Consider the following 26,366-nt stretch of genomic DNA (forward strand, 5'->3'; position numbering starts at 1 on the left):
AATCCTCAATGCATCGCGAGCGGAGCGCCGCCCTTGGGCAGCGGCTTGAGCAGGAACGCCAGCGGGATCGTGCAGACCACGATCACCCCGAAGATCCAGAACAGATCGTTGTAGGTCATCACCAGGGCCTGCTGCTGCACCAGCCGCGCCAGTTGCGCCAGCGACTGCATCGCCGCGCCGGCGCCGGACACCGACTGCAGTTGCGCGGCGATGCCGTGCAGGTAGTCCTGCGCCAGCGGCGAATTGGCGGTGGTGCCGCTGCCGAGCATCTGCGTATGGAACACCATGCGCCGCTCCTGGAAGGTGGAGATCAGCGCCAGGCCGATCGAGCCGCCCATGTTGCGCGCGGCATTGAACAGGCCCGAGGCGTCGCCGGCCAGGTCCGGCGGCACCGAGGAGATCGCCGCCTGGTTGAGCGACATCATCGCCAGCGCCAGCCCGCAGCCCTGCAGCAGCTGCCCGGCGACGAAATGCATGCCGACCGACTCGGCGGTGAGGTGCATGTTGACGAAGCAGGCCGCGGCGAAGCAGCTCAACCCGCCGAGCACCAGCACGCGCACATCCACCGTGGTCAGCAGCTTGGGCATCATCGGCATCAGCAGCACCGTGGGGACGCCCGACAGCAGCACCACGTAGCCGGACTGCTCGGTGTTGTAGCCGGAGATCACCGCCAGGAACTGCGGGATCATGTACATGACCCCGAACAGGATCATGCCTACCGCCATCACCATCACGAACACCGCGCCGAAACTGCGCTGCAGCAGGATCGACAGGCGGATCACCGGCTGCCGGCTGAGGAATTGCGAGCCCACCAGGGCGATGAAGCCGACCAGCGACACCACGCTCAGCAGCACGATCTCGGTGGATTCGAACCAGCGCTCGCGCTGGCCTTCTTCCAGCACCACGGTGAGCGCGCCCAGTCCGGCGGTCAGGCCGAAGATGCCGAGCCAGTCGGCGTCGAGCAGACCGCGCAGATACATGCGCTCGTGCGGCAGCCCGAGCAGCAGCAGCGCCACCAGGCCGGCACAGACCGGCACGTTGAGGAAGAACGCGTAGTGCCAGCTCACGTTCTCGGTGAGCCAGCCGCCCAGCAGCGGCCCGATCACCGGACCCAGGATCACGGTCATGCCGAACAGCGCCGTGCCCAGGGTCTGCTGCGCCGGCGGCAGGCGCGTGGCGACGATGGTCAGCGCGGTGGGGATCAGCGCGCCGCCGGCGAAGCCCTGGCCGACCCGGCCGAGGATCATCATGGTCAGGCTGCTGGACAGCCCGCACACCACCGAGAAGAAGGTGAACAGCAGCGCGCAGATCAGCAGGAAGTTGCGCAGCCCCAGGGTGCGCACGAACCAGCCGGTCAGCGGGATCATCACGATCTCGGCGACCAGGTAGGAGGTCGAGATCCAGGTGCCCTCGGTGCCGCTGGCCCCGACCTCGCCCTGGATGGTCGGCAGTGCGGCGTTGACGATGGAGATGTCCAGCGTCGCCATGAACGAACCGATGGTGCCGGCGGCCACCGCCAGCCAGGCCCCGGTGTCGGCCTTGCCCGGCGCCTGCGCGCCAGCCGCCGCGGCCGCTTCGCTCACGGGGTGCGCCCGCGCGGGGCGACCGCATCCTGGCCCTGCGCGTCCTCTTCCTCCACGCGCTCCTTGGCATCCTTGGCGCTGCGCGTATCGACCGTCACCGTCACCGACATGCCCGGCACCAGCACCTTGCGCGCCTCGGCGCCGGCCTTGAGGCGGATCCGCACCGGCACCCGCTGCACCACCTTGGTGAAGTTGCCGGTGGCGTTCTCCGGCGGCAGCAGCGCGAACTGCGACCCGGTACCCGGGGCGATGCTCTCGACCACGCCATCCAGTTCCACCCCGGATAGCGCATCGACCTCGATCCGCGCCGGCTGCCCCGGCCGCATCAGCCCGACCTGGGTTTCCTTGAAGTTGGCGCTCAGGTACAGCGCGTCCACCGGCACCACGCTCATCAACCGGGTGCCGGCCGCGACGAACTGGCCGACCTGCACGGTCTTGTCGCCGATGCGGCCGGCGATGCGCGCGGTCAGGCGGGTGTCCTCCACCGCCACTTCCGCCTGCGCGGCGTCGGCCTGCGCCTGCACCAGCCCGGCGCGGGCCTGGTCGAGCTTGGCGCTGGTGCCCTGCACCTGGCTCTCCGCAGCGACGACCTGGGCCTTGGCCGCGTCGAACTGCGCCTGCGCGCGGTCGCGGTCGTGGACGATGCTTTCGTAGTGTTCGTGGGTGTCGGCGCCGGACGCGGCCAACGGCCCGAAGCGCTTGGCCTCGCCCTGAGCGAAGCGCAGGCTGGCGGCGGCGGCAGTGACCTGGGTGCGCGCCTGCAGCAGGCTGGCGCGCTGCGCCTGCAGCCCGGCCTCGGCGGCGGCGATGTCGGCCTGGCGCACCGCGATCGCGGCCTGCGCCTGCTCCAGGGTGGCGCGGTAGGTGCGCGGGTCGATCTCCAGCAGCGGCTGCCCGGCGGCCACGCTCTGGTTGTCGCGCACATACACCGCGGTCACGTAGCCGTTGACCCGCGGCGCCACCGCCACCGTATCGGCCTGCAGATAGGCGTTGTTGGTCTCCTGCAGGTAGCGGCCGGTGGTGAGATAATAGATCAGCCACACTACCAGGCCGATCACCACCAGCAGGCCGATCAGCAGCAGGGTCCATTTGACCTTGGGGTTCTTCAGCGGCGACGGCGTGTCGGACTTGCCGTCGTCGTCTTGGCCCTTGCCGTCATGGCCCTTGTCGTCCCGGGGCGAGCCGGACTGGCCCTGGCCGGCATGGGCGTCGCGCGCGGCGGCCTGCCGCGGCGCCTGTGAGGAGTCTGGGTCGTGGTTGCTCAAGTCGCTGATTCCTGGGGAGAGGAAGAACGTCGCCGGGTCGGAACGGCGACGCCACCAAACGGTAGCGTACGCCAGCCGGCGCATTATTTGTACCGGTGAGTACAGAGTGCGTGAGCGCGGCGTGGCGGTGGCGGTGGCGCTGCGGCGTCGCCGCGATGGCGGACGCTGTGCGGCGCCCGACCCGGCCGCTTGGCCGAGGGAGCGATGTCCCCGGTCTCTCATCCCGATGGGGGGAGCGATGTGTCGGGGCGCCCTTCGGCCGCGCGACGGGGCGCGATCGGGACGGCCCGTCGCGGCTGAAGCCGCTCCTGCGGGAGAGGGTGTTGCCGGCTCCGATCTCAACCGGGAGAGCGTGCCGGCGCGGTGCCTGCGTGGACCCGCAAAGAGGTAAGAGCGGCTTCAGCCGCGACGGGCGAAGACGCGATGCGTCCCAGGCAGCATCGCGTCGGGACTGAAGTCCCTCCCACAACAGCCGCTTACGCTCCCCCTGGCCGCTCGGGCAAGCGCAGCGCGATAGCGGTCCGGGTCAACCCGCAAAGCCTTACCCGGACCGCAACGCCACCGGCTCAACGGCCGGTCTTGATCTCCGTCCACAGGCGGGTGTACAGCTTGTCAACTTCGGGCGGGTTGATCGAATAGGTGAACATCTTCGCGGCCACGTCCGGCGGCGGATAGATGGTGGGATCGTTGCGGATCGCCGCGTCCACCAGCGGGGTCGCCTGCGGCACCGGGTTGGCGTAGTGGATGAAGTCGGTATTGGCCGCGGCCACCTTGGGCGTCAGCAGGTAGTTGATGAACGCGTAGGCGTTCTCCGGATGCTTGGCGTCCTTGGGGATGGCCAGCATGTCGAACCACTGCGGCGCGCCTTCCTTGGGAATCGAATAGGCCACGTGCACGCCGTTCTTGGCTTCCTCGGCGCGGTCGCGGGCCTGGATGATGTCGCCGGACCAGCCCACCGCCAGGCAGGTGCTGCCGTTGGCCAGCGAGGTCACGTACTGCGAGGAGTGGAAGTTCTGCACGTAGGGGCGGATGCGCTTGATCAGCGCCGCGGCCTGCTCGATCTTGGCCGGGTCGGTGGTGTGCGGATCCTCGCCCAGGTAATGCAGCGCGATCGGGATCAGGTCCGAGGGCGTGTCCAGCAGGGTCACGCCGCAGTCCTTGAGCTTGGACAGGTTCTCCGGCTTGAACACCAGGTCCCAACTGTTGGCGATGTCGGTGCTGCCGAACGCGGCCTTGACCTTGTCCACGTTGTAGCCGATGCCGGTGGTGCCGACCATGTACGGCACGCCGTACTTGTTGCCCGGATCCTGCTGCGCGATGCGCTGCATGATCTGCGGATCGAGATTGGCCAGGTTCGGGATCTTGCTCTTGTCCAGCGGCAGGAACACGCCGGCCTGGATCTGCCGGCCGAAGAAGTTCAGCGTCGGCACCACCACGTCGTAGCCGCTGCCGCCGGCCAGCAGCTTGGTCTCCACCATCTCGTCGCTGTCGAAGACGTCGTAGGTGACCTTGATCCCGCTCTGCTTCTCGAAGTCGGGAATCGTGTTCTCGGCGATGTAGTCCGAGTAGTTGTACACGTTGAGCACCTTCGCCTCGCCCTGCCCTGCCTTGTCCGCATCGCCGCCGGAGCCGCCGCAGCCGGCGAGCAGCGCCGTGGCCAGGGAAAGAGTGAGCAGTCGCAAGGTCATGGCAGGTCTCCGCAGGTCCATGGGCAAGAGGGGGAAGATCGGCGCCGCGCGCCGGATCCGGGGTGGACGTTCCAGACTACCCAGCGCCGGGCTATTTGCCCAGCGCCTGGGCCGTATCCTCCAGCGCCAGCCAGGCCTTGTCGAACAGTTCGTCGACCTGGGCACGGCTGAGGATCAGCGGCGGCGACAGCAGCATCGCGTCGTTGGTGGCGCGCAGGATCAGGCCGCGGCGCAGCGCATTGTCGCGGCACAATGCGCCGACCTTGCCGCGCTCGGGGAAGTACTGCCGGCGCGGCTTGTCCGGCACCAGTTCCAGCGCGCCGATCATGCCGACGATGCGCGCCTCGCCCACCAGCCGGTGCTCGCCCAGCTCGGCCCAGCGTTGCGCCAGGTACGGCGCGATCTCGTTGCGCGCGCGTTCGACGATGCCCTCTTCCTGCAGCAGGCGCAGGTTCTCCAGCGCCACCGCCGCGCACACCGGGTGCCCGGAATAGGTGCAGCCATGCGCCAACTCGCCGCCCTGCTCCTTCAGCACCGTGGCCACGCGCGTGCCGAACATCGCCGCGCCGAGCGGGATGTAGCCGGAGGTGATGCCCTTGGCGATGGTCATCACGTCCGGCTGGAAGCCGAAGTGTTGCGACCCGAACCATTCGCCGGTGCGGCCGAAGCCGCAGATCACCTCGTCGGCGACCAGCAGCACGTCGTAGCGGCGGCAGATGCGCTCGATCTCCGGCCAGTAGCTGCGCGGCGGAATGTACACGCCGATCGCGCCCATGATCGGCTCGCCGATGAACGCGGCCACCCGCTCCGGCCCCAGTTCCAGGATCTTGTCCTCCAGCCGCCGCGCGGCGAGCAGCCCGTATTCCTCCGGATCCATGTCGCCGCCGTCACCGAACCAGTACGGCGGATCGATGTGGTGGATGTCGGGGATCGGCAGGCCGCCCTGGCGGTGCATGCCCTTCATCCCGCCGAGGCTGGCGCCGGCCATGGTGGTGCCGTGGTAGCCGTCGTGGCGGCCGATGAAGATGGTCTTCTGCGGCTGGTCCTGCACAGCCCAGAAGTGCCGCACCAGGCGCAGGATGGTGTCGTTGGCCTCGGAGCCGGAGTTGGTGAAGAAGGCATGGTCGAGGTCGCCGGGCGCCAGTTCGGCGAGCTTGGCGGCCAGGCGGATGGTGGGTTCGGTGGTGCACTGGAAGAAGCTGTTGTAGTACGCCAGCTGTTCCATCTGCCGCGCGGCGGCCTGGCCGAGTTCCTTGCGCCCGTAGCCGACGTTGACGCACCACAGGCCGGCGAAGGCATCCAGCAACTGGTTGCCGTCGGCATCCCAGACGTAGGCGCCATCGCCGCGGGTGAGGATGCGGGTGCCTTTCTGCGCCAGGGCGGCGTTGTCGTTGAACGGGTGCAGGTGGTGCGCGGCATCCAAGTCCTGCAGGGCGCGCGTGTCGATCGGGTCCATATCCACTCCAATGTCGGTACCAAGGCCGCTACCGCGGCCAGGCTTTGCTGTTGCTGTTGCTGTTGCTCTTGCTCTTGCTCTTGCTGTCTTTGCCCTTGCCCTTGCCTTTGCCCTTGCCCTTGCCTTTGCCTTTGCCTTTGCCTTTGCCGTTGCCGTTGCCGTTGCCGTTGCTTTTGCCGTTGCTTTTGCTTTAACGGGTTCCCTTCCGAAGCGGCGGCCGGCCCGGGGAAAAACCCCGAAGGGGCGGCGCACATGGACGTGCGCCGTTCGCGGCAGGGGCAGGATGCCCCTTCCGCGAATCCCCGGGTTGGACGCGGACCCGGAGCGCGTTAGCGCGGAGGGCGCGAGGCAGGGTGTGCTTTCTTTTGGTTACTTTTCTTTGCACAAGCAAAGAAGTGCTTCTCAGCAGCCGAAGGCTGATCAAAGTGACTCGCCGCCAGGCGAAAGCTTTGCTCTTGAAGATGCTTCCGCCGTGGCTGAACTGTAGGAGCGGCGTCAGCCGCGACCGAGGCGATCAGCCGTGTCTGTCGCGGCTGACGCCGCTCCTACAGTTCTTCTCGTCTGACACTCAAGCTTGAAGCAACAGCAAAAGCTTTAAAGGCTTTCGCCCTTTCGGGCGAGTTACTTTTCTTTGCTCGCGCAAAGAAAAGGTAACCAAAAGAAAGCGCGCCCTGCCTTCGCGCCCTCCGCGCTGCGCGCTCCGGGTCCGCGTCCATCACGGGGATCCGCGGAAGGGGCATCCTGCCCCTGCCGCGGACGGCGTACATCCATGTACGCCGCCCTTCGGGTGTTTCCCCGCGATGGCCGCCGCTACGGAAGGGAACCCGGTAAGTCAAAAGCAACAACCGAAGCAACAGCAAAAGCAACGGCAACGGCAAGATCGAATCTGCTGCAGAGCGTAGGCATCACGCGAGCCACGAAAGGCACCAGGAACTCACACGTTCAACAACAAAAACTCCCGCTCCCACGAACTGATCACCCGGAAGAACGTCTCGTACTCCTTGCGCTTGACCGAAATGTACGCCCGCACGAAACGCGGCCCCAGCAACTCCTGCAACGGCGCACAACGCTCCAGCTCGTCCAGCGCCTCGCCCAGCGAGCGCGGCAACTGATAGCCCATCTCCTTGCCGCTGCCGGTGGTCGGCTCGGTCGGCTCGAGCTTCTCGCGGATTCCGAGCAAGCCGCAGGCCAGCGTCGCCGCCATCGCCAGATAGGGATTGGCGTCGGAGCCGGCGAAGCGGCTCTCCACGCGCATGTTCTCGATCGTGTCGATCGGTACGCGCAGGCCGCAGGTGCGGTTGTCGAAGCCCCACAGCACATTGCTCGGCGACACCTCGCCGAACATCAGCCGGCGGTAGGAATTGACGTTGGGCGCGAAGAACGCCATCGCCATCGGCACGTACTTCTGCAGGCCCGCCAGGTAATGGGCGAAGGTGCGGCTGTACTCGCCGGCGCGGCGGCCGCTGAAGACGTTCTTGCCGTGCTTGTCCACCAGGCTCTGGTGGATGTGCATCGCACTGCCCGGCTCGTTCTCCATCGGCTTGGCCAGGAAGGTGGCGTAGACGCCGTGGCGCAGCGCCGCCTCGCGCATGGTGCGCTTGAACAGGAACACCTGGTCGGCGCGCGACAGCGCGTCATCGTGGGTGAAGTTGACCTCCAGCTGCGCCGCGCCGGATTCGTGGATCAGCGTGTCCACGTCCAGCTCCATCGCGTCGCAATAGTCGTACATCAGGTCCAGGATCGGATCGAACTCGTTGACCGCGTCGATCGAGTACGACTGCCGTGCCGTCTCCGGCCGCCCCGAGCGGCCGGCCGGCGGCAGCAACGGAAAGTCCGGGTCGGTGTTCTTCTGCACCAGGAAGAACTCCAGCTCCGGCGCCACCACCGGCTTGCAGCCGATCGCCGCATACGCCTCCAGCACCCCGCGCAGCACGTTGCGCGGCGCCAGTTCGTGCGGCTGACCTTCCTTGGTATAGCAATCGTGGATCACCTGCGCGGTGGGATCGGCGGCCCACGGCACCATGCGCACCGTGTCCGGGTCCGGGCGCAGCTGCATGTCCGAATCCGACGGAGAAGTCAGGTCGTAGTAGTCGTCCGGGTAGTCGCCGGTGACGGTGGTGGCGAAGATGCCCTCGGGCAGGCGCGTGCCGTAGTCGTGCGAGAACTTGGCGGCGGGAATGATCTTGCCGCGCGCGTTGCCGGTGATGTCCGGCACCAGGCACTCGACCTCGGTGATGTGGCGTTCCTTGAGCCAGCGCCGCAGCGAGCTTTCCTGCTGTTCCGGGGTGTGCTTGCGCGATCGGGGTCGACTGGCCATGGGAATCAGTGCCTGCGGCTGGCCGCATAGTGGCGACAGGCGTCGCCGAAGGATTGGAAGATACCGAGATAGAACGGGTCGTCGAGGACCCGCCACTCCGGATGCCATTGCACACCGAGCAGGAAACCGGGGCCGATGCCGCGGAAGGCCTCGATCAGCCCGTCCGGCGCCAGCGCCTCGACGATCAGGTCGCCGCCGAGCCGGGCCACGCCCTGGCCGTGCAGCGAGTTGACCCGCACCCGCCCGCGGCCGGCGATCTCCTCCAGCCAACCGCCTTCGCTCAGCGCCACCTCGTGCGCCGGCGCGTACTGCGCTTCCAGCGGCGCCTGCGGATCCTCGCGGTGATCGGACAGCCCCGGCTGCGCGTGCACCTTCTGGTGCAGGGTGCCGCCGAGGGCGACGTTGACTTCCTGGAAGCCGCGGCAGATCGCCAGGATCGGCAGGCCCAGCGAGATCGCCTGCGGAATCAGGTCCAGCGTGTTGGCGTCGCGCGCCGGGTCATGCAGGTTGCCGAGCCAGCTCGGCTCGTCGCTGTAATGGTGCGGCTCGATATTGCTGACCGCGCCGGTCAGCAGCAGGCCGTCGAGCCGCGTCAGCCAGGCGCGGGCGTCGACCGGGGGCTGCAGCGACGGCAGCAGCACCGGGGTCACCCCGGCCCCGTCGACGGTGGCACGCAGATACTTTTCGCCCGCGGCCAGGAACGGATGCTGGCCGATGAGCTTGCGGTCGGTCGGCACGCCGACCAGGGGCGATACGGCCATGCGAAGAACTCGTGTGGCGTCCTCGCAAGTTACCGCGAGCGTTTTATTTTTACAACACGACACGCACTGGGACACGGCGCACAACGCACCTGCAGAGGCGCTGACCGGCCTGCACGATGCCGCAAAAATTCCTCCGCAGTGCCGCAAAAGCGCAACACGGCCAGCGTGCCGCGCGAGCGAGCGTCGGCACGTCGCCTCCTGCCGCTGTTGAGTATTCTTGACGCCATGGCGCTCTGCTAAGCTCCAAGCACTCCCGCCGTCCGCCGCGATGACCCGCATGCACGACGCTCCGCTGCTGCCCCCGGACGATGCCCAGACCCTGCAGCGCATCGCCGGCTGCGAGCAGATCGACCTGCTGCTGCCGGACTGCAACGGCCTGCTGCGCGGCAAGCGCATCGCCCGCGACGCGTTGGACAAGGTCTACCGCGACGGGGTATGCCTGCCGATGTCGCTGATCGCCACCGACATCACCGGCAATACCGTCGAGGAAACCGGGCTGGGCTACGACATCGGCGACGAGGATCGGCTGTGTTTCCCGGTGCCGGGCAGTCTGCGGCCGGTGCCGTGGGCGCCGGTGCCGTCGGCGCAACTGCTGCTAACGATGCAGGACGGCGCCGGCGGCGCGCTCGACTTCGCCCCGCGCCAGGTGCTGGCGCAGGTGCTGGCCCGCCTGCAGGCACGCGGGCTGACACCGGTCATCGCGGTGGAACTGGAGTTCTACCTGTTCGACCCGCACGCCGACGCGCACGGCCGCCCGCAGCCGCCGCTGCACGCCCACAGCGGACTGCGCAACGACAGCACCCAGGTCTATTACATGCAGGAACTGGACGACCAGCGCGGCTTCACCGACGCGGTCGCGCAGGCCTGCCGCGCGCAGGGCATCCCGGCCGACACCGCGGTCGCCGAATACGCGCCCGGCCAGTTCGAGATCAACCTCAAGCACCGCGCCGATGCGCTGGCCGCCTGCGACGATGCGGTGCTGCTCAAGCGCGCGATCAAGGCGATCGCGCAGCAGCAGGGCCTGCTCGCCAGCTTCATGGCCAAGCCGTTCGCCGCGCAATCCGGCAGCGGTCTGCACGTGCACGTGAGCCTGCTCGACGATGCCGGCCACAACGTGTTCGCTTGCACCCCGCAGGCGCCGGCCGCGCCGCTGCGCCATGCCATCGGCGGATTGCAGCACAGCGCCGAGGACTGCCTGCTGCTGTTCGCCCCGCACGCCAACAGCTACCGGCGCTTCGTCGCCAATGCCTTCGTCCCGCTCAACGACAGCTGGGGCTTCAACAACCGCACCGTGGCGATGCGGGTGCCGCACAGCGACCCGGCCAACACCCGCATCGAACACCGCATCGCCGGCGCCGACGCCAATCCCTACCTGGTCGTCGCAGCGGTGCTGGCCGGCATCGAACACGGCCTGGCGCAGGGCCTAGACCCCGGCCCGCCGACCCAGGGCAACGCCTACGCGCAACACGCCGCACGCGAACCGGACTGGCGCGGCGCGATCGCCCGCTTCCTGGACAGCGACTTCGCCGCCACCGCCTTCGGCACACGTTTCCGGCATATCTACGGCCAGCAGAAACGCCGCGAGCTGCTGGACTTCCAGGCGCAGGTCAGCGATGTGGACTATCGCTGGTATTTGCGCACGGTTTGAAGGCTGGGAATCGGGAATGGTGAATCGGGAATCGAAAGCAGGCACCGCGAATGCGCCTGCAGCCCGGCGCGTGGTGTGCCTGGGTCATCGCAACGGTTCGCCGCCATGACCGGCGCTTCTCCCATTACCCATTCCCGAGTCCCCATTCCCGGCGCGTCCTGGTACCTCGACAGCGCCGCACCGTTCCCGAAACAGGAACCACTACGAGGTCAGGTACGCGCCGACGTGTGCATCCTCGGCGCCGGCTATACCGGACTGAGTGCGGCGCTGGCCCTGGCCGAGGCCGGGTATCGGGTGGTGGTGCTGGAGGCGCAGCGGATCGGCTGGGGTGCATCCGGGCGCAACGGCGGCCAGGCCATCGTCGGCTACGGCTGCGAGCAGCACACCCTGGAAGCCCTACTCGGCCAGGACGATGCGCGGCTGCTGTTCGATTTCTCCCGCGACGGCATGCAGTTGCTGCGTACCCGCATCGCCCGCCATGGCATCGCCTGCGACTGGCGCGACGGCCATGCGCACGTAGCGATCAAGCCGCGCCAGGAACGCGCCTTGCGCGCCGGCATCATCGAGATGGCGCAGCGCTACGACTATCCGCTGCAATGGTGGGACCGCGCGCAGTTGCAGTCGCAGTTGCGCAGCCCACGCTACCTGGGCGCGATGTACGACGCGGCCAGCGGCCACCTGCATCCGCTGGACTACGCGCGCGGCCTGGCGCGGGCGGCGCTGGCGGCCGGGGTGCGCATCCACGAGCAGACCCCGGTCACGCAGCTGGTGCGCGGCGCGCGGCCGATCCTGCGCAGCGCGCACGGCGAGGTCGAGGGCGAGTTCGCCATCCTCGCCGGCAACGCCTGGTTGCGCGGCATCGCCCCGGAGCTGGAATCGCGGATCATGCCGGTCGGCACCTACATCGGCGCCAGCGCGCCACTGGGCGAGGCGCTGGCCCGCGAACTGATCGGCAACGACATGGCGGTGGCCGACGTCAACTGGGCGCTGGACTACTTCCGCCTCAGCCGCGACCACCGGCTGCTGTTCGGCGGCCGCGCCAGCTATTCGTCGCTGCCGCCGCCGGGCCTGCGCGGGGTGATGACCCGGCGCATGCGCCGGGTGTTCCCGCAGTTGCGCCAGATCGAGATGGACTCGGTGTGGGGCGGCTACGTCGACATCACCCGCAACCGCGCCCCGCATTGGGGCCGGCTGACCCCGAACGTGTACTTCGCCCAGGGCTTTTCCGGCCATGGGGTGGCCGCCACCGGCCTGGCCGGCGCGGTCATCGCCGCGGCGATCGCCGGACAGGCGCAGCGGCTGGACGTGTTTGCACGGATTCCGCACGCGCCCTTCCCCGGCGGCCGCCTGCTGCGCACGCCGCTGCTGGTGGCGGCGATGTCCTGGTACAAGCTGCGCGACGCGCTCTGGTAGCCAGCGACGTACCAGCGCCGCCCTCAAGTTTGCGCGCACACGGCCGCTAACCGGGTTCCATTCCTGGATTGCCGCCCGCGAGGCATGCATGTCGCACCCGTTGTCGATCGCCCCGATCGCCCCCGACGGCAGCCCCGCACAGCAGCGCATCCTGCTGGTGGAAAACTCGCGTACCTTCACCGACCTGCTGCGCGCGGCGATCGAGCAACGGGTCGAACTGCCGGTCGTGGTGGTCTCCACCCTGGCCGAGGCCGCCGCCGCCCTGGATGACGGCGGCCCCTGGTTCCTGGCGCTGACCGGGCTGGTGCTGGCCGACGGCGACCGCGACACCGTCGTGGACTTCTTCGTCGCGCGCGGGCTGCCCACCGTGGTGGTCAGCGGGGTCTACGACGAGAGCCTGCGCAAGCGCATCCTGACCCAGCAGATCATCGACTTCGTCCTGAAGAACGCGCCGGACAGCATCGACTACCTGGCCTGGCTGGTGCAGCGACTGGCGCGCAACCGCTCCATCACCGCGCTGGTGGTAGACGACTCGCCGTCGGCGCGCGCCTACGCCGCCTCCCTGCTGTCGATGTACGGCTACCGCGTGGTCGAGGCCGCCGACGGTGCCGCCGGGCTGCGCGCGATCGAGGCCAATCCGTCCATCCGCCTGGCGGTGGTGGACCAGGAAATGCCGGGCATGGAAGGCGTGGAATTCACCCGCCGGCTGCGCGCATTGCGCGCGCGCGACATGCTGGCGGTGATCGGCCTGTCCGGCAACAACGACCCGTCGCTGGTACCGCGCTTCCTCAAGAACGGCGCCAACGACTTCCTGCGCAAACCCTTCTCGCGCGAGGAGTTCTTCTGCCGGGTCTCGCAGAACGTGGATCAGCTGGAGCTGATCGGCACCCTGCAGGACCTGGCGACACGCGACTTCCTCACCAGCCTGCCCAACCGCCGGCACTTCCTCGAACAGAGCCAGCGCGTGCTGGCGAAGTGGCTGGCGCGGCAGGAGCCGGTCTGCGTTGCGATGCTCGACATCGACCACTTCAAGCACATCAACGACACCTTCGGCCACGAGGCCGGCGACGAAGCGCTGCGCGCGGTGGCGGCGACCCTGGCCGCGCACGCGCGCCCGCAGGACATGGTGGCGCGCTTCGGCGGCGAGGAATTCTGCATGCTGGTGCCGGGCCTGGCCCCCGCCGCGGCCGCCGATTACTTCGAAAGCCTGCGCGCGCGCATCGCCGACCTCGCGATTCCGCTGGGCATGCAGACCCTACGTCTCACCATCAGCATCGGCGTCAGCAGCAGCGGCCCGCAGCGGCAGACCCTGCATCCGCTGCTGACCGAGGCCGACAAGTACCTGTACCTGGCCAAGGCCGGCGGCCGCAACCGGGTCGAACACGCGCCGCCGGCGGAGCCGGCGCTCAGCGACGCGGCCGCCTGATCGCCAGCATGGCCAGCAAGGTCAGCAGCGCCGCCGCGCTGAGGTAGTAGCCCACCCACGGCAGGCCGTACTGCTTGGCCAGCCACACCGCGACATACGGCGCCGGCGCCGCACCGACGATGCCGGCCAGGTTGAACGCCAGCGAGGCGCCTGTGTAGCGCACCGGCACCGGATACAGTTCGGCCAGCAGCGTGCCGCAGGGGCCGTAGGTCAGGCCCATGAAGAAGAACCCCAGCGCCAGGAAGCCCAGCACCTGCCAGGGCTGCCCGGCCTGGAACAGCGGCGCGAAGAGCAGCCCGAACGCGACGATGGCCACACTGGCCACCAGCATCGCCGGGCGCGTGCCGCGGCGGTCGCCGTACCAGGCCGACAAGGGGATGCCGGCGGCGAAGAACAGGATGCCGACCATCTGCAGCAGCAGGAACTGCTCGCGGCTGTAGTGCAGCGTGGTGGTGCCGTAGCCCAGCGCGAACACCGTCATCAGGTAGAACAGCACGAAGGTCGCCAGCACGGCGAACGTGCCCAGCAGCGTCGCGCCGATGTGCTGCGAGAGCACCGTCTGCATCGGCAGGCGCACGCGTTCGTTGCGGTCCAGGGCGCGCTGGAAGTCCGGGGTCTCGTGGATGCGCAGGCGCACCCACAGCCCGGTGATCACCAGCAGGGCGCTGGCGACGAACGGAATGCGCCAGCCCCAGCGCAGGAACTGCGCCTCGTCCAGCAGCGCGCCCAGCAGCAGGAAGATGCCCGAACACAGCAGGAAGCCCAGCGGCGCGCCCAACTGCGGGAACATGCCGTACCAGGCGCGCTTGCCCGGCGGCGCGTTCTCGGTGGCCAGCAGCACCGCCCCGCCCCACTCCCCGCCCAGGCCCAGGCCCTGGCCGAAGCGGCACAACACCAGCAGCGCCGGCGCCCACAGGCCGATCCGGTCGTAGCCGGGGAGCAGGCCGATCAGCACGGTGGACAGGCCCATGGTCAGCAGCGCCGCCACCAGCGTGGCCTTGCGGCCGATGCGGTCGCCGAAATGGCCGAACAGCGCCGATCCCAACGGCCGCGCGACGAAGGCCACGGCGAAGGTCGCCAGCGACTGCAACTGCGCCGCATCGGCATCGCCTTCGGGGAAGAACAGCTTGGGGAACACCAGCACCGCGGCGGTGGCGTAGATGTAAAAGTCGAAGAACTCGATGGTGGTGCCGACCAGGCTGGCCAGCAGCACGCGACGCGGCGAGTTGACGGGCGGAACGGGAGACGCGGCAACGGTCATGGAGGCGACATCGACAGGCAATCGGCCGATTCTGGCAGATCGGCGCCGAGGCGACGCGCTTGGTTGCGCAGGCAACGATCGCCGGCGCGGCGCATCACCCCACGCAGGCCCGCGCGCGCCCGCCCTGCTTGGCCAGATACAACTGCGCGTCGGCTTGCGCCAGCAGTTGTGCGGCGCTGGCGTCCGCCTGAGGGACCGCCACCGCGCCGCCCAGGCTGATGCTCACGCAGGGCCCCACCAGCGAGGCGGCGTGCGCCAGCTGCAGCTCGGCGACCCGCTGCAGCATGCGCTGCGCCACTTCGCGCACGCCGTCGGCATCGCTGCCCGGCAGCAACGCCACGAACTCCTCGCCGCCATAGCGGGCCAGCAGATCGTGCGGGCGCAGCACGCAACCGGCCAGCGCCTGGGCGACGGCGCGCAGGCAGCCATCGCCGAGCTGATGACCATAGTGATCGTTGTAGCGCTTGAAGTAGTCCACGTCGATCATCAGCGCCCCGCAGGGCCTGCCTTCGCGCAGGCAGGCCTGCCAGTGCGTGGCCAGGGCGTCGTCGAAACGGCGGCGATTGGCCACCCCGGTCAGCCCATCCAGCAGCGCGACCTCGCGCAGCAGGTCGCTCTGCAGTTTCATGATCAGATGGTTCTGCACCCGCGCCCGCACCACCACCGGCTGCACCGGCTTGCTGATGAAATCGGCGCCACCGGCTTCCAGCGCGGCCACCTCGTCCTCCGGCGCATCCTGCCCGGTGACGAACACCACCGGGATGTCCGCGGTCGCCGGGTCGGCCTTGAGCCGGCGGCAGACCTGCAGGCCGTCCAGTTCCGGCATCATCACGTCCAGCAGCACCAGGTCCGGCGGCTGCTGCTGGCACAAGGCCAGGGCGCGCGCGCCATCCAGCGCCATGCTGACCTCACAGGCGTCGCGCAGCAGTTCGTGCAGCGCGTGGATGTTGATCGGCTGGTCGTCCACGATCAGCACACGCGGGCGCCGTCCCTGCGGGGCGAGGCGTCGGTAGGCAGCGAAATCGCTCATCGGGAAGTGGTCTCCAACAAGTTGTTCAACGTGACCAGGGCGTCGTCGAAGCGCAGCGTCTGTACCTGCTCGCGCAGGCGCAGCGCGTCGCCGGCCTGGGCGCCGGCGATGGCCGGCGGGGCCTGCTCCAGCAGGGTCAATGCGGCCAGGTCGGACTGGCGCAACAGCGGCTCCAGCGCGCGCAACCACGGCAGCAGGGCGTCTTCGGGCATGGCGTCCATACCGGCAGGTGGCGCGGGTGCGCGCAGCGGCGCGGCCGCGGTGCGCAGCGCCTCCAGATCCTGCGCGGCCGCCGCGCGCAGCGCCGCCAGCGTCGCCGCGACGTCGGGCAGGCGTCCGCCGCGGGCGTCCTGCTCCACCACGGCAGCGGCCTGCGCCAGGGTGGCCGCGCCCAGCGTCGCGGCGCTGCCTTTCAAAGCGTGTGCGGCATCGGCACTGGCACCGGCATCGCCATGCAGCAAGGCCGCCTCGACCCGCTGCAGCAGCGTGCGGTGCTCCTCGGCGAAGGCGTCCAGCATGCGCACGAAAAGGCCGGCGTTGTTGCCGAACCGCGCCAGGATCGCATCGAGCGCAGCCGGCGCCGCCGGCTCGGGCGGCGCCGGCTGCGGGGCCACCGATGCCGGCGCGGCGGTGCGGCCACTCAGGCGCAGCAGCGCCTCCACCATCTGTTCCAGATCGATCGGCTTGCCGATATGCGCATCCATGCCCGCCGCCAGGCAGGCGTCGACGTCGTCCTGCGCCGCATTGGCGGTCATCGCCAGGATCGGCAATCGCGCGAAACGCGCGTCGGCACGGATGCGCCGGGTCGCCTCCAGGCCATCCACGCGCGGCATCTGCATGTCCATCACCACCACGTCGAAGACCTGGCCGCTGTCGCGCACGCACTGCACGCCCGACAGGCCGTCCTCGGCCAGCGCCACCTGCGCGCCCTCGGCGCACAGCAATTCCTCGGCCACCTGCCGGTTCAGCGCATTGTCCTCGACCACCAGCACGCGCAGCCCGGGCAGACGCGCCACGCACTGCGACACCGGCACTGGCGCAGCGATCCTGGCACCCCCGCTCCAGGCCCGCTCCAGGGCTTCGATCACCTGGCACGGCGTCACCGGCTTGACCAGGTGATCGGCGAACGGCGGCGACACGTGGCGCTGCGTCTGGCCCAGCAGTTCGCTCTGGTAGGCGGTCAGCATCAGCACCAACGGCGGCGCGGCGCACATCGCGCGCAGTTGCGCCGCCGCGGTGACGCCGTCGATGCCGGGCAGGCGCCAATCCATCAACGCGGCGTCGAAGCGTGCGCCCTCGCGCTCGGCCGCGATCGCGCGCGCCACCGCGTCCTCGCCGCTGGCGACGCCCTCCACCTGCCAGCCGCAGGCGCCCAGCGCGTCGATCAGCACTTCGCGCACCAGCGCACTGTCGTCGACCACCAGCACATGCCGCGGGCGCGCGCAGCCGCATCCAGCCGCCGCCTCGCCGTTGGCATCCAGCATCAGCGGCAGATCGAACCAGAACCGGCTGCCCTCGCCGAGCACGCTGTGCACCTGCAGCTCGCCGCCCATCATGCCGATCAGGCGCCGGCTGATCACCAGGCCCAGGCCACTGCCGCCGAAGCGGCGGCTGATCGAGGCCTCGGCCTGGGTGAAGCTGTGGAAGATGCGCTGTTGCTGCTCGGCACTGATGCCGATGCCGGTGTCCTCCACGATCATCCGCAGGGTCACCGCCTGCGCCTGCCGCTGCAGCAGTTCAACGCGCATGCGCACATGCCCGTGCTCGGTGAACTTGAGCGCGTTGCCGGCCAGGTTGATCAGCACCTGCTGCAGGCGCAGCGCATCGCCGATCACGCGATCAGGGATACCGCGGTCGAGCTGGTACACGATCTCCACTTCCGGCCGCTGGTGATTGCCGGCCAGCACCACCGCCAGGTCGCGCAGCAACTCCTCGATGCGGAACGGATGCAGGTCCAGCTGCAGCTTGCCGGCCTCGATCTTGGAGTAGTCGAGGATGTCGTTGAGCAGGCTCAGCAGCGACTTGCCGGCCTTCTGCGCCTTGCCCACGTAGTCGTCCTGGCGCGCATCCAGCGCGGTGCGCTGCAGCAGTTGCAGCATGCCCAGCACCGCGTTCATCGGCGTGCGGATCTCGTGACTCATGTTGGCCAGGAACGAGGATTTGGCCTGACTGGCCTCGTCCGCGCGCGCCTTGGCCTGGCGCAGATCCTGCTCGGCCTGCAGTTGCGCGCTGATGTCGCGGTTGATGCCGATGACCCGGGTGACCCGCCCCTGCGCGTCGCGTTCGGTGTGCGCGCCGGCCTGGATATGCCGCAGGCCGCCGTCGCTGCGCTGCACCCGGAACACCGGGTCGTAGACCGTCCCCCGCTCCATCGCAGCCTGCAGGCTGGCCTCGGATATGGCGATATCGTCCGGGTGCACCTTCACCCGCCAATCGGAATAACGCAAGCCGCGTTCGCGCAAGGCCGCGGGCCACTCGTACAGGTCGTACATGCGCTCGTTGCATTCCAGCGCGTCGTCGCCCGGGGTCCAGGTCCAGATGCCGAGTTCGGCGGCATCGGCGGCCATCGCCAGCTGGTCGTGCGCGCGGGTCAGCGCCTGCCGCTGGCGATTGCGCTCGGTGATGTCGGCGATGACACCGACCACCAGGCATTCGCCGTCCATCCACATACTGCCGAGGCTGATCTCGATCGCGAACGCATCGCCGTTCTTGCGCAGCGCCTGCAGTTCGTGGGCGCTGTCGACGCGTTCCGGCCACGTGCCCATCGGCGGCACGTCGGCCGCCATCGCCGCGTGCAGGCTGGAGGCCGCCTCGGGCATCAGCCGGCTCACGTCCTCACCGACGATCTCCTCGGCGCCGTACCCGAACACGCGCTCGCCGGCGCGATTGACCGAGCGCACCTTGCCGCGCGCATCGAAGGTCATGATGGGATTGACCGCCGTGTCCAGGATCGCCTGGGTCAGGGCCATGCTGCGCGCCAGCGAGCGCTCGGCAGCCTGACGTTCGCTGATGTCCAGGGCGATGCCCAGGTAGCCGGAGAGTTCGCCCTGTGCGGTGCGGATCGCCGTGACCACCAGGCTCACCTGGCGGGTCGTGCCGTCGCGGCGCACATACGTCCACTCGCAGATGTCGGCGCCATCGCGCTCGGTCTTTTCCACGAATACGCGGAAGCCTTCCACCGGATACCCGAGTTCGGCGGCCAGCATCGCGCCGCGGGCGGCCACCTCCTCGGCCCGATGGAACGCAGCGGGAGTCAGCGTGCCGACCACGTCCTCGCGGCGGTAGCCGAGCAGGCGCTCGGCGCCGGTGTTGAACAGGGTGATGGTGCCGTCGCGGTCGGTGGCGATGATCGCCACTTCCGAGGCGGCGCTCAGCACGCCTTCGAGCATCGCCGTGCTGCGACTCAACTCGGCGGTCCGCGCCGCCACCTGGCTTTCCAGGGTGGCGTTCAGGGCCAGGATCTGCGCACGTACCGCCTTCTGCTCGGAGATGTCACGCACCGTCTTGGACGCGCCGATCGGCCGGCCTTGGGCGTTGTAGATCGGCGAGACGCTGACCAGCACGTCGATCATGCGTCCATCGGCATGCCGGCGCACGGTCTCGAAATACGGCACGTCCTCGCCGCGCCCGATCCGCCGCAGTACCGACTCCTCCTCGTGCATCAGTTCCGGCGGCACGATCAGCTCGCCCAGGCGCCGGCCCACCGCCTCGGCCTCGCTGAAGCCGAACAGCTGTTCGGCAGCGCGGTTCCAACTGGTGACCACACCCTCCAGGGTCTTGCCGATGATGCCGTCGGCCGAGCTCTGCACCACCGCGACCAGATTCGCCTGGTCGCGGGCAATCTGCCGGCGCCGCAGGTGATTGCTGCACAGCGCGAACGCCAGCGCCGACGCCAGCACGCTGAGCAGCGCGCCACCCAGCACCGCGGCGTGCACCGACCAGCGCGCGCTGGCGGCGACGAAGGCCGGGCTGGCGACCATGTCCATCCGCCAGTGCCGCCCCATCACGTCGCGCCGCAACTCGGCACGCGGCGCCTGCGCGAGCGTGGCCTGCGGCATATTGCGATAGAACGGCGTCGCGCCAGCATCCGCGTTCTCGTCGCTCAGCGTCAATTCGATCCGCTGCGGATCCAGATCCAGCGCCTGCATCACCTGCGGCATCAGCAGCGGCGCATAGGTCCAGCCCCGCAGTTCGCGTAGGCGTTGCGCCGCCGCTGGCGGCGTGGTGGCGCTGCGGTAGACCGGCAGCAACAACAGGAACGACTGCGCATGTTGCGCGCCGGCCTGCACCAGCGTGATCGGCCCGGTCAAACGCGATTCGCCGCTCAGCGCCGCCGCCATTGCCGCGCCGCGGCGCGAAGACTCCGAGGCGATGTCCAGGCCCAGCGCCGCGGCGTTGCTGTCCACCGGCTCGATGTACTGGATGACGAAGCGGTCGCCACTGTGCGGCGCCAATTGCCGGATATCGAAATCCTTACGCCCCAGCGCGCGTTCGGTGGCGACGAAGCGTTCCTGCTCGGCCGCCGCGACACGGCGGATGAAGCCGAAGCCGCGCGCGCCCGGAAACTCGCGGCGCAGATCGCGGCTCTGGCTGTAGCGCAGCACTTGATCGCTGTGCAATTCGTCGCCGGCGGTGACGATCATGCCGCGCATGCCGCGCAAGCCGTGGTCGTAGTTGGACAGCAGCTCTTCGATGCGATCGAAGGCGATGTGGGCTTTCGCGTCCAGTTGCGCTTGCGTGTGCCGCGCGTTGGCCCGTTGCAGTTGCAGCGCCACCGCGGTGGTGAGCGCCGCGCCGATCAGCAGCGTCGCCAGCGACCAATAGAACGGACTGCGCTTGAACAACAACCTGGACATCCTCAGGCCCCTCCCCGGAGCGCCGTGTCGGTGGATCGGGCCCTGCACGCGTTGTCGCAGTGCCAGTGTCCTGCCCTGGCGAACACGACGCGACACCCGCGATGCGTGATCGCCTCATCGGCATGGTGGAAGCAAACTTGACCGCCTGCGGCGCGGGCGCGGCGAAAAAATGCACCACGGGCTGGCAGGCTGGGTGCATCCCGTGGTGCGCATCACAGGCCGGCCCGACGGCCACCGCCGGACTCAGGGCGAGACAGCACCCGCCGCCTGCGCAGCGGCTCGGCCCGCCTCGGCAAGCACCGCGATCTCGCGTTCACCGCGACGCTCCACCCGCACCCAGCCCGGCCCCGGCTGCCCGGCGAGTTCGGCATCGCCCAGCCAGGCCAGCGTGCGCAGCAGCACGCTCATGCGAACGTCCAGGCGCTTGCACACACGCGCCAGCGCCATGCCGTCCGGCGCCTCGGCCAGCAGTCGCAACAGACGCGCGGTCAGCAGCGGATCAGCGGACAAGCGCCACACCGATGTCGCGCGGCGCCGCCGCGGCGTCGTCGGCCTGATGCGCGGTGACCACCACCGGAATCGATTTGGAGGTCGGCGTGCGCGCCTCGTCTGCGAAGCTGGACAAGGGCACCAGCGCATTGGTCTCCGGGTAGTAGGCCGCCAGGCAGCCGCGCGGGATGTTGTACTCGACCAGCAGGAAGCGCTTGGCCTGGCGCGGCACGCCGTCCTCGCAGAGGCTGTGCAGGTCCACCCAGTCGCCGGCGCGCATGCCCAGGTCGGCGATGTCGGCGGCGTTGATGAACAGCACGCGGCGCTCGCCGAACACGCCGCGGTAGCGGTCGTCCAGGCCGTAGATGGTGGTGTTGTACTGGTCGTGCGAGCGCGTGGTCGCCAGGGTGAACACCAGTTGCCCGGGGTGCTGACGGCGCGCGCGGTGGATCGGATTGTCGGTGGGCACCGCATGCACCTTGAACACCGCGCGGCCCTCCGGCGTGTCCCATTCGCGGTCGCGCGCGCCGTTGGACAGGCGGAAGCCGCCCGGCACCCGCACCCGCGCGTTGAAGTCGGCGAAGTCGTCGAACATCTGCCCGATCAGGTCGCGGATGCGGTCGTAGTCGGCCACCAGCCAGCGCCAGCGTATCGCGCTGCGCGCCCCCAGCGTGGCCTCGGCCAGCCGCGCCACGATCGCCGGCTCGGACAGCAACTGCGGCGAGGCCGGCGGATTGATGCCGCCGGACAGGTGCACCATGCTCATCGAATCCTCGACGCTGACGTGCTGCGGCCCGCCCTCCTGGATGTCGATCTCGGTGCGACCCAGGCATGGCAGGATCAGCGCATCGCGGCCGTGCACCAGGTGGCTGCGGTTGAGCTTGGTGGTGACGTGCACGGTGAGATCGCAGCGGCGCAGCGCGCGATGGGTCGCGTCGGTATCGGGCGTGGCGGTGGCGAAATTGCCGCCCATGGCGAAGAACACCTTGGCGCGGCCGTCGGCCATCGCCTCGATCGCACCGACCGTGTCGTAACCGGGCGCGCGCGGCGGGGCGAAGCCGAACACCGCCTGCAGCCGGTCCAGGAACGCCTCCGGCGGCTTCTCGTAGATCATCATCGTGCGGTCGCCCTGCACGTTGCTGTGGCCGCGCACCGGGCAGGCGCCGGCGCCGGGACGGCCGAGATGGCCGCGCAGCAGGAGCAGGTTGGCGATCATCTGGATGGTCGCCACCGAATGCTTGTGCTGGGTGATGCCCATGCCCCAGCAGGCGATCAGCCGCTCGGCCTTGAGGTAGATCTCGCCGGCCTTGCGCAGTTCGGCCTCGCTCAGCCCGGACTCCTCGACGATGGTGTCCCACGGCTCGGCCGCGACCTCGGCGGCGAAGGCCTCGAAGCCGACGGTATGGCGCGCGATGAACTCCAGGTCCAGCAGCCGCGGCTGGCCGCCGCTGGCCGCCTCGGCGTCGCGCTCCAGCACGTGCTTGATGATGCCCTTCACCGCCGCCAGGTCGCCGCCGATCTTGAGCTGGAAATAGTCCGAGGAGATGCGCGTGGAGCCGTTGTGCAGCATCTGCAGCTTGTCCTGCGGATCGGCGAACTTCTCCAGGCCGCGTTCGCGCAGTGGGTTGAACGAGACGATCGCCGCGCCGCGCTTGGCCGCCTGGCGCAGTTCGCCGAGCATGCGCGGATGGTTGGTGCCGGGGTTCTGGCCGAAGATGAAGATCGCATCGGCCAGTTCGAAATCCTGCAGCGACACGGTGCCCTTGCCGACCCCGATCTGCGCCTTGAGCGCGGTGCCGGACGGCTCGTGGCACATGTTGGAGCAGTCCGGGAAGTTGTTGGTGCCGAACTCGCGCACGAACAGCTGGTACAGGAACGCGGCCTCGTTGCTGGTGCGGCCGGAGGTGTAGAAGATCGCCTCGTTCGGCGAGGCCAGGCCATTGAGGTGCCGGGCGATCAGCGCGAACGCGTCGTCCCAGTCGATCGGCACGTAGTGGTCGGTGTCGGCGTCGTAGCGCAGCGGCTGGGTCAGCCGGCCCTGCCCTTCCAGCCAGTAGTCGCTGTAGCGGGCCAGTTGCGCGACGCTGTGCTGGGCGAACAGCTCGGGGGTGGCGCGGCGTGCGGTGGATTCGGCGGCCACCGCCTTGGCGCCGTTCTCGCAGAACTCGAAGGTGGAGGTGTGGTCGCGGTCGGGCCAAGCGCAGCCGGGACAGTCGAAGCCGTCGGGCTGGTTGACGTGCAGCAGGGTCTTGGCGCCCTGCACCGCCACGTCCTGCTCCATCAGGTGCTTGGCCACCGCGCGCAACGCCCCCCAACCGCCGGCCGGTTGCGTGTAGGGCTGGATGGTCTTCTTGCTCATGCGGGCTCTCCGGCGGGTTCTGTGTGCGCTAGGCGCTGCGGATGGCTGTAGACGACGTAATCGTGATCGCGGGCGAAGCCGATCAGGGTGAGGCCGGCGCTGTCGGCGAGCGCGATGGCCAGCGCGGTGGGCGCGGAAATGGCGGCCAGCAACGGGATACCGGCCTGCGTGGCCTTCATCGCCATTTCGTAGCTGGCACGGCTGGTGACCACCGCGAAGCCGGCGCCCGGGTCGAGGCCGGCGCCGGCCAGCGCGCCGATCAGCTTGTCCAGCGCGTTGTGGCGGCCGACGTCCTCGCGGATCAGCTGCAACTCGCCCTGCGCATCGGCCCAGGCCGCGGCATGGGTCGCGCCGGTCAGCGCGTTGAGGGTCTGCTGCGCGCGCAGCGCGCGAAGGGCCTGGGCCAGCGCCGCGGGCGCGATCGGGGTGCCGGCCGGCGCCGGCCGCGGCGCGCGCAACACCGCCTCCAGCGATTCGCTGCCGCACACGCCGCAGCCGCTGCGCCCGTCCAGGTTGCGGCGCCGCGCCTGTAAGGCCGCCGCCTGCGTCGGCGGAATCTGCAGGCGCAGCGACACGCCTTCCAGATACGTTTCCACCGCCTCGATGCGCAACTGCGCCGGCGCCGCGACGATGCCCTCGCTGAGCGAGAAGCCCAGCGCGAAATCCTCCAGGTCTTCCGGCGTGGCCATCATCACCACGAACGGCGTGTCGTTGTAGGCGAACGCCACCGGCACCTCGGCCGCGACCAGGTCCTGGGCGACGGCCGTGCGCCCGTCGCGGTGGCGACGCACGCCGCGCGCGACCGCACCTGGCCTGGATGACGCACCCGAATACATCGCGACCCTCCGGACTCAGTGGAACAGCACGAACGCATTCTGCCGTGCGACGGGGATGCCGGGGCACTCCCGTCGCTCGGCCGGACCAGCGGCAGCGGTGGCCGCCGTCGGCGACCGTGCCGCACGCCTGAAGGCCTTCCGCGGCTGCCGCCTCCCCGCGTCAGCCCACGACCAGCTTCATGCGGGCGCCCAATCGGACACGCCTTGCTACCTATCAAGGATGCTACAGCGTCGTGTTGTACACCTGTGAGGGCGGCAGGCCAATCGCCACTGGCAGCGCGGGTGACGCCCTGCCAACCCGACCCACGCACGTGCGGGCCGAAGCGCCGGCCAGCGCCTGGCCCAGCCACACGGTCGCCCGCGCACGTGGGCACGCTGCCGTTTCCAAGCGCCCGCGCAGGCACACCCAGCGACCCGCGACGGATGCCGCCCCCCCTTTCAACAGCCGCGCCCCCACCCGGCTATGATCGGCGCCGCGGCGCGCGGCAGGCGCCTTTCCTTGTGCGCTGCAAGAAGCCCCAGCGCAAGCCGCGTCGTGGCGACGCACACCGCCGCTACGTCGCGCTGCCGCCATCACCCGCCGGTCGGGTAGGCTGGCGGCCCCACGTTTGCGAAACCGTCCCATGCCCATCCCGTTCCGCCTCTGCCTTGCCGCCGGCCTTGCGCTGCTCGGCACCCACACCGCCAACGCCGCCGACCTGCCCGCCGATGTGCTGCGCCAAGTACCGGCCGGCTACCAGCCGCTGGCGCAGCTGCAGGCCGATCTCGATGGCGACGGCCGCGCCGATTACCTGGTCGCGCTGCAGCAGCGCGGCGAGGCGCAGCGCGATCCGGCCCCGGCGCGGCCGCTGCTGATCTTCGTGCAGCAGGCCGACGGCCACTACCGGCTGGCGGCGCGCAACGACCGGGTGATCCTCAAGCGCGACGAGGGCGGCCAGTGCGATCCGTTCACCGATGGCGACGAACCGTTCGCCGCCAAGGGTCGCTATTTCACCGTGCAGAACGGGGTTTCCTGCGGCCAGCACTGGACCGACTTCATCACCTTCCGCTACGACACGCAGCGCAAGCAGTGGCTGTTCCACAAGCGCATCCAGCAGCGCTGGGAGATGAACCCCAATCCTTCGCCCGACGCCGAGGCGCTGGTCAAGGACGGCGACCAGGTGCAGTCGGCCGATCCGCAGCATCCGGTCGCCTTCGCCGATTACCTGCCGCGCTGAGGCGCGGACGCGCCGCGGCGGCGGCACGGCATTGCTACCGAGACGCGCCGCACGGCCCGGCGCTGCGGGCATGCCGGACCGGGCACCGGTCGAATGCCGGGTCCGAATACGGCCAGCGCGGAATCGCGGCGAGCGGCAGGCTGCGCGCTCCATCCGTTCCTGGAGCGCCCATGTCCAGCTTCCGTTGCGTCGGCCTGCCGGCCGCCGCGTTTGCCCTGCTGTTCGACCTCGACGACGCACAGATGCAGGCACGTCACGCGCGGCGCCTCCGCGCCGACAGCGCGCTCGGCTATCCCTGCCGGATCAGCCTGGAGGACGCGCGGCCCGGCGAGGAACTGCTGTTGCTGCACTACCTGCACCAACCCGCGCAGACCCCGTACCGCGCCGCCGGCCCGATCTACGTGCGCCGCCACGTCGCCACCGCCACACCGGCGCCGGGCGAAGTACCCGATGCCATCTTCCGCCGCCTGATCTCGCTGCGCGGTTACGACGCCGGCGACATGCTGATCGCCGCCGACGTGCAGCCGGGCGAACGCATCGCCACCGCGATCGCCTGCGCCTTCGCCGACCCGCAGGTGCATTACCTGCACCTGCATCATGCGCGGCAGGGCTGTTTCGCGTGCCGGGTGGAGCGGGAGCCGGGATTGGGGAGTCGGGATCGGGGATGAGTGGCTGCGCCGCGACCTGGAACGCCCCCGGCGTTGCAGGAGCGGCTTCAGCCGCGATGAGCACTACCGGAAACGCCCATCGCCGCTGAAGCC

17 protein-coding genes are annotated in these 26,366 nt (G+C 69.5%); 5 read left to right on the top strand and 12 right to left on the bottom strand.

The window, feature by feature from the left end; all coding sequences use genetic code 11:
* Positions 1-5: 5 nt before the first annotated feature.
* The 6 genes from SLW52_RS17215 to SLW52_RS17240 all read right to left on the bottom strand — a co-directional run bounded on the left by SLW52_RS17215 (position 6) and on the right by SLW52_RS17240 (position 9,070).
* Entirely contained in the window at positions 6-1,583 is a 1,578-nt protein-coding gene (locus tag SLW52_RS17215; RefSeq protein ID WP_152236415.1) for a DHA2 family efflux MFS transporter permease subunit, read from the bottom strand.
* Entirely contained in the window at positions 1,580-2,848 is a 1,269-nt protein-coding gene (locus tag SLW52_RS17220) for an HlyD family secretion protein (RefSeq protein WP_267101394.1), read from the bottom strand. The genes SLW52_RS17215 and SLW52_RS17220 overlap by 4 nt, the downstream gene beginning before the upstream one ends.
* Before the next feature lie 566 nt (positions 2,849-3,414).
* Positions 3,415-4,536: a polyamine ABC transporter substrate-binding protein gene (locus SLW52_RS17225; protein WP_295921188.1), complete on the bottom strand. Its 1,122-nt coding sequence runs from the start codon at positions 4,534-4,536 to the stop codon at positions 3,415-3,417.
* Positions 4,537-4,627: 91 nt separating this feature from the next.
* A complete protein-coding gene (locus SLW52_RS17230) occupies positions 4,628-5,992 on the bottom strand; it encodes an aspartate aminotransferase family protein (protein ID WP_267116917.1) in 1,365 nt (454 codons plus the stop codon).
* Positions 5,993-6,926: 934 nt separating this feature from the next.
* Complete coding sequence (locus SLW52_RS17235) at positions 6,927-8,309, bottom strand: glutamine synthetase family protein (protein WP_017908479.1); 1,383 nt, start codon at positions 8,307-8,309, stop codon at positions 6,927-6,929.
* 5 nt (positions 8,310-8,314) lie between these two features.
* On the bottom strand, positions 8,315-9,070 hold the full coding sequence (locus SLW52_RS17240; protein ID WP_295927709.1) for a gamma-glutamyl-gamma-aminobutyrate hydrolase family protein: 756 nt from the start codon (positions 9,068-9,070) through the stop codon (positions 8,315-8,317).
* 268 nt (positions 9,071-9,338) lie between these two features.
* Between SLW52_RS17240 and SLW52_RS17245 the strand changes: the two genes are divergently transcribed.
* The 3 genes from SLW52_RS17245 (at position 9,339) to SLW52_RS17255 (ending at position 13,557) form a co-directional block, all read left to right on the top strand.
* A complete protein-coding gene (locus tag SLW52_RS17245) occupies positions 9,339-10,718 on the top strand; it encodes a glutamine synthetase family protein (protein ID WP_320740817.1) in 1,380 nt (459 codons plus the stop codon).
* Between the two features lie 105 nt (positions 10,719-10,823).
* Positions 10,824-12,131 carry an FAD-binding oxidoreductase gene (locus tag SLW52_RS17250; RefSeq protein ID WP_320740818.1) on the top strand — a complete coding sequence of 436 codons (1,308 nt, stop codon included), beginning with the start codon at positions 10,824-10,826 and terminating at the stop codon, positions 12,129-12,131.
* Between the two features lie 88 nt (positions 12,132-12,219).
* Complete coding sequence (locus tag SLW52_RS17255; protein WP_295910527.1) at positions 12,220-13,557, top strand: diguanylate cyclase; 1,338 nt, start codon at positions 12,220-12,222, stop codon at positions 13,555-13,557.
* Here SLW52_RS17255 and SLW52_RS17260 read toward each other — a convergent pair.
* The 6 genes from SLW52_RS17260 to fdhD all read right to left on the bottom strand — a co-directional run bounded on the left by SLW52_RS17260 (position 13,538) and on the right by fdhD (position 24,388).
* Positions 13,538-14,818, bottom strand: a complete 1,281-nt coding sequence (locus SLW52_RS17260) for an MFS transporter (RefSeq protein ID WP_320740819.1) — start codon at positions 14,816-14,818, stop codon at positions 13,538-13,540. The genes SLW52_RS17255 and SLW52_RS17260 overlap by 20 nt on opposite strands.
* A gap of 94 nt (positions 14,819-14,912) precedes the next feature.
* Positions 14,913-15,848, bottom strand: coding sequence for a diguanylate cyclase (locus SLW52_RS17265; RefSeq protein WP_320740820.1), 936 nt, complete (start codon positions 15,846-15,848; stop codon positions 14,913-14,915).
* The gene (locus SLW52_RS17270) at positions 15,845-20,704 is read right to left on the bottom strand and encodes a PAS domain S-box protein (protein WP_320740821.1); all 4,860 of its coding nucleotides are present in this window, start codon (positions 20,702-20,704) and stop codon (positions 15,845-15,847) included. The genes SLW52_RS17265 and SLW52_RS17270 overlap by 4 nt, the downstream gene beginning before the upstream one ends.
* A gap of 243 nt (positions 20,705-20,947) precedes the next feature.
* The gene (locus SLW52_RS17275) at positions 20,948-21,214 is read right to left on the bottom strand and encodes a hypothetical protein (protein WP_152181761.1); all 267 of its coding nucleotides are present in this window, start codon (positions 21,212-21,214) and stop codon (positions 20,948-20,950) included.
* On the bottom strand, positions 21,204-23,552 hold the full coding sequence (locus SLW52_RS17280; RefSeq protein ID WP_320740822.1) for an FdhF/YdeP family oxidoreductase: 2,349 nt from the start codon (positions 23,550-23,552) through the stop codon (positions 21,204-21,206). The genes SLW52_RS17275 and SLW52_RS17280 overlap by 11 nt, the downstream gene beginning before the upstream one ends.
* Positions 23,549-24,388 carry a formate dehydrogenase accessory sulfurtransferase FdhD gene (gene fdhD / locus SLW52_RS17285; protein ID WP_295951690.1) on the bottom strand — a complete coding sequence of 280 codons (840 nt, stop codon included), beginning with the start codon at positions 24,386-24,388 and terminating at the stop codon, positions 23,549-23,551. Before fdhD ends, SLW52_RS17280 begins: the two co-directional genes overlap by 4 nt.
* A gap of 623 nt (positions 24,389-25,011) precedes the next feature.
* On the opposite strand from fdhD, the gene SLW52_RS17290 reads away from it, so the two are divergent.
* Together SLW52_RS17290 and SLW52_RS17295 are read left to right on the top strand one after the other, a co-directional pair.
* A complete protein-coding gene (locus SLW52_RS17290; protein WP_295967645.1) occupies positions 25,012-25,605 on the top strand; it encodes a hypothetical protein in 594 nt (197 codons plus the stop codon).
* A gap of 170 nt (positions 25,606-25,775) precedes the next feature.
* Positions 25,776-26,273, top strand: a complete 498-nt coding sequence (locus SLW52_RS17295) for a DUF1203 domain-containing protein (protein ID WP_295967647.1) — start codon at positions 25,776-25,778, stop codon at positions 26,271-26,273.
* Positions 26,274-26,366 lie beyond the last annotated feature (93 nt).

Origin of the sequence: Xanthomonas sp. LF02-5 (genome assembly GCF_034105325.1) — a bacterium.
GTDB lineage: Bacteria > Pseudomonadota > Gammaproteobacteria > Xanthomonadales > Xanthomonadaceae > Xanthomonas_A > Xanthomonas_A sontii.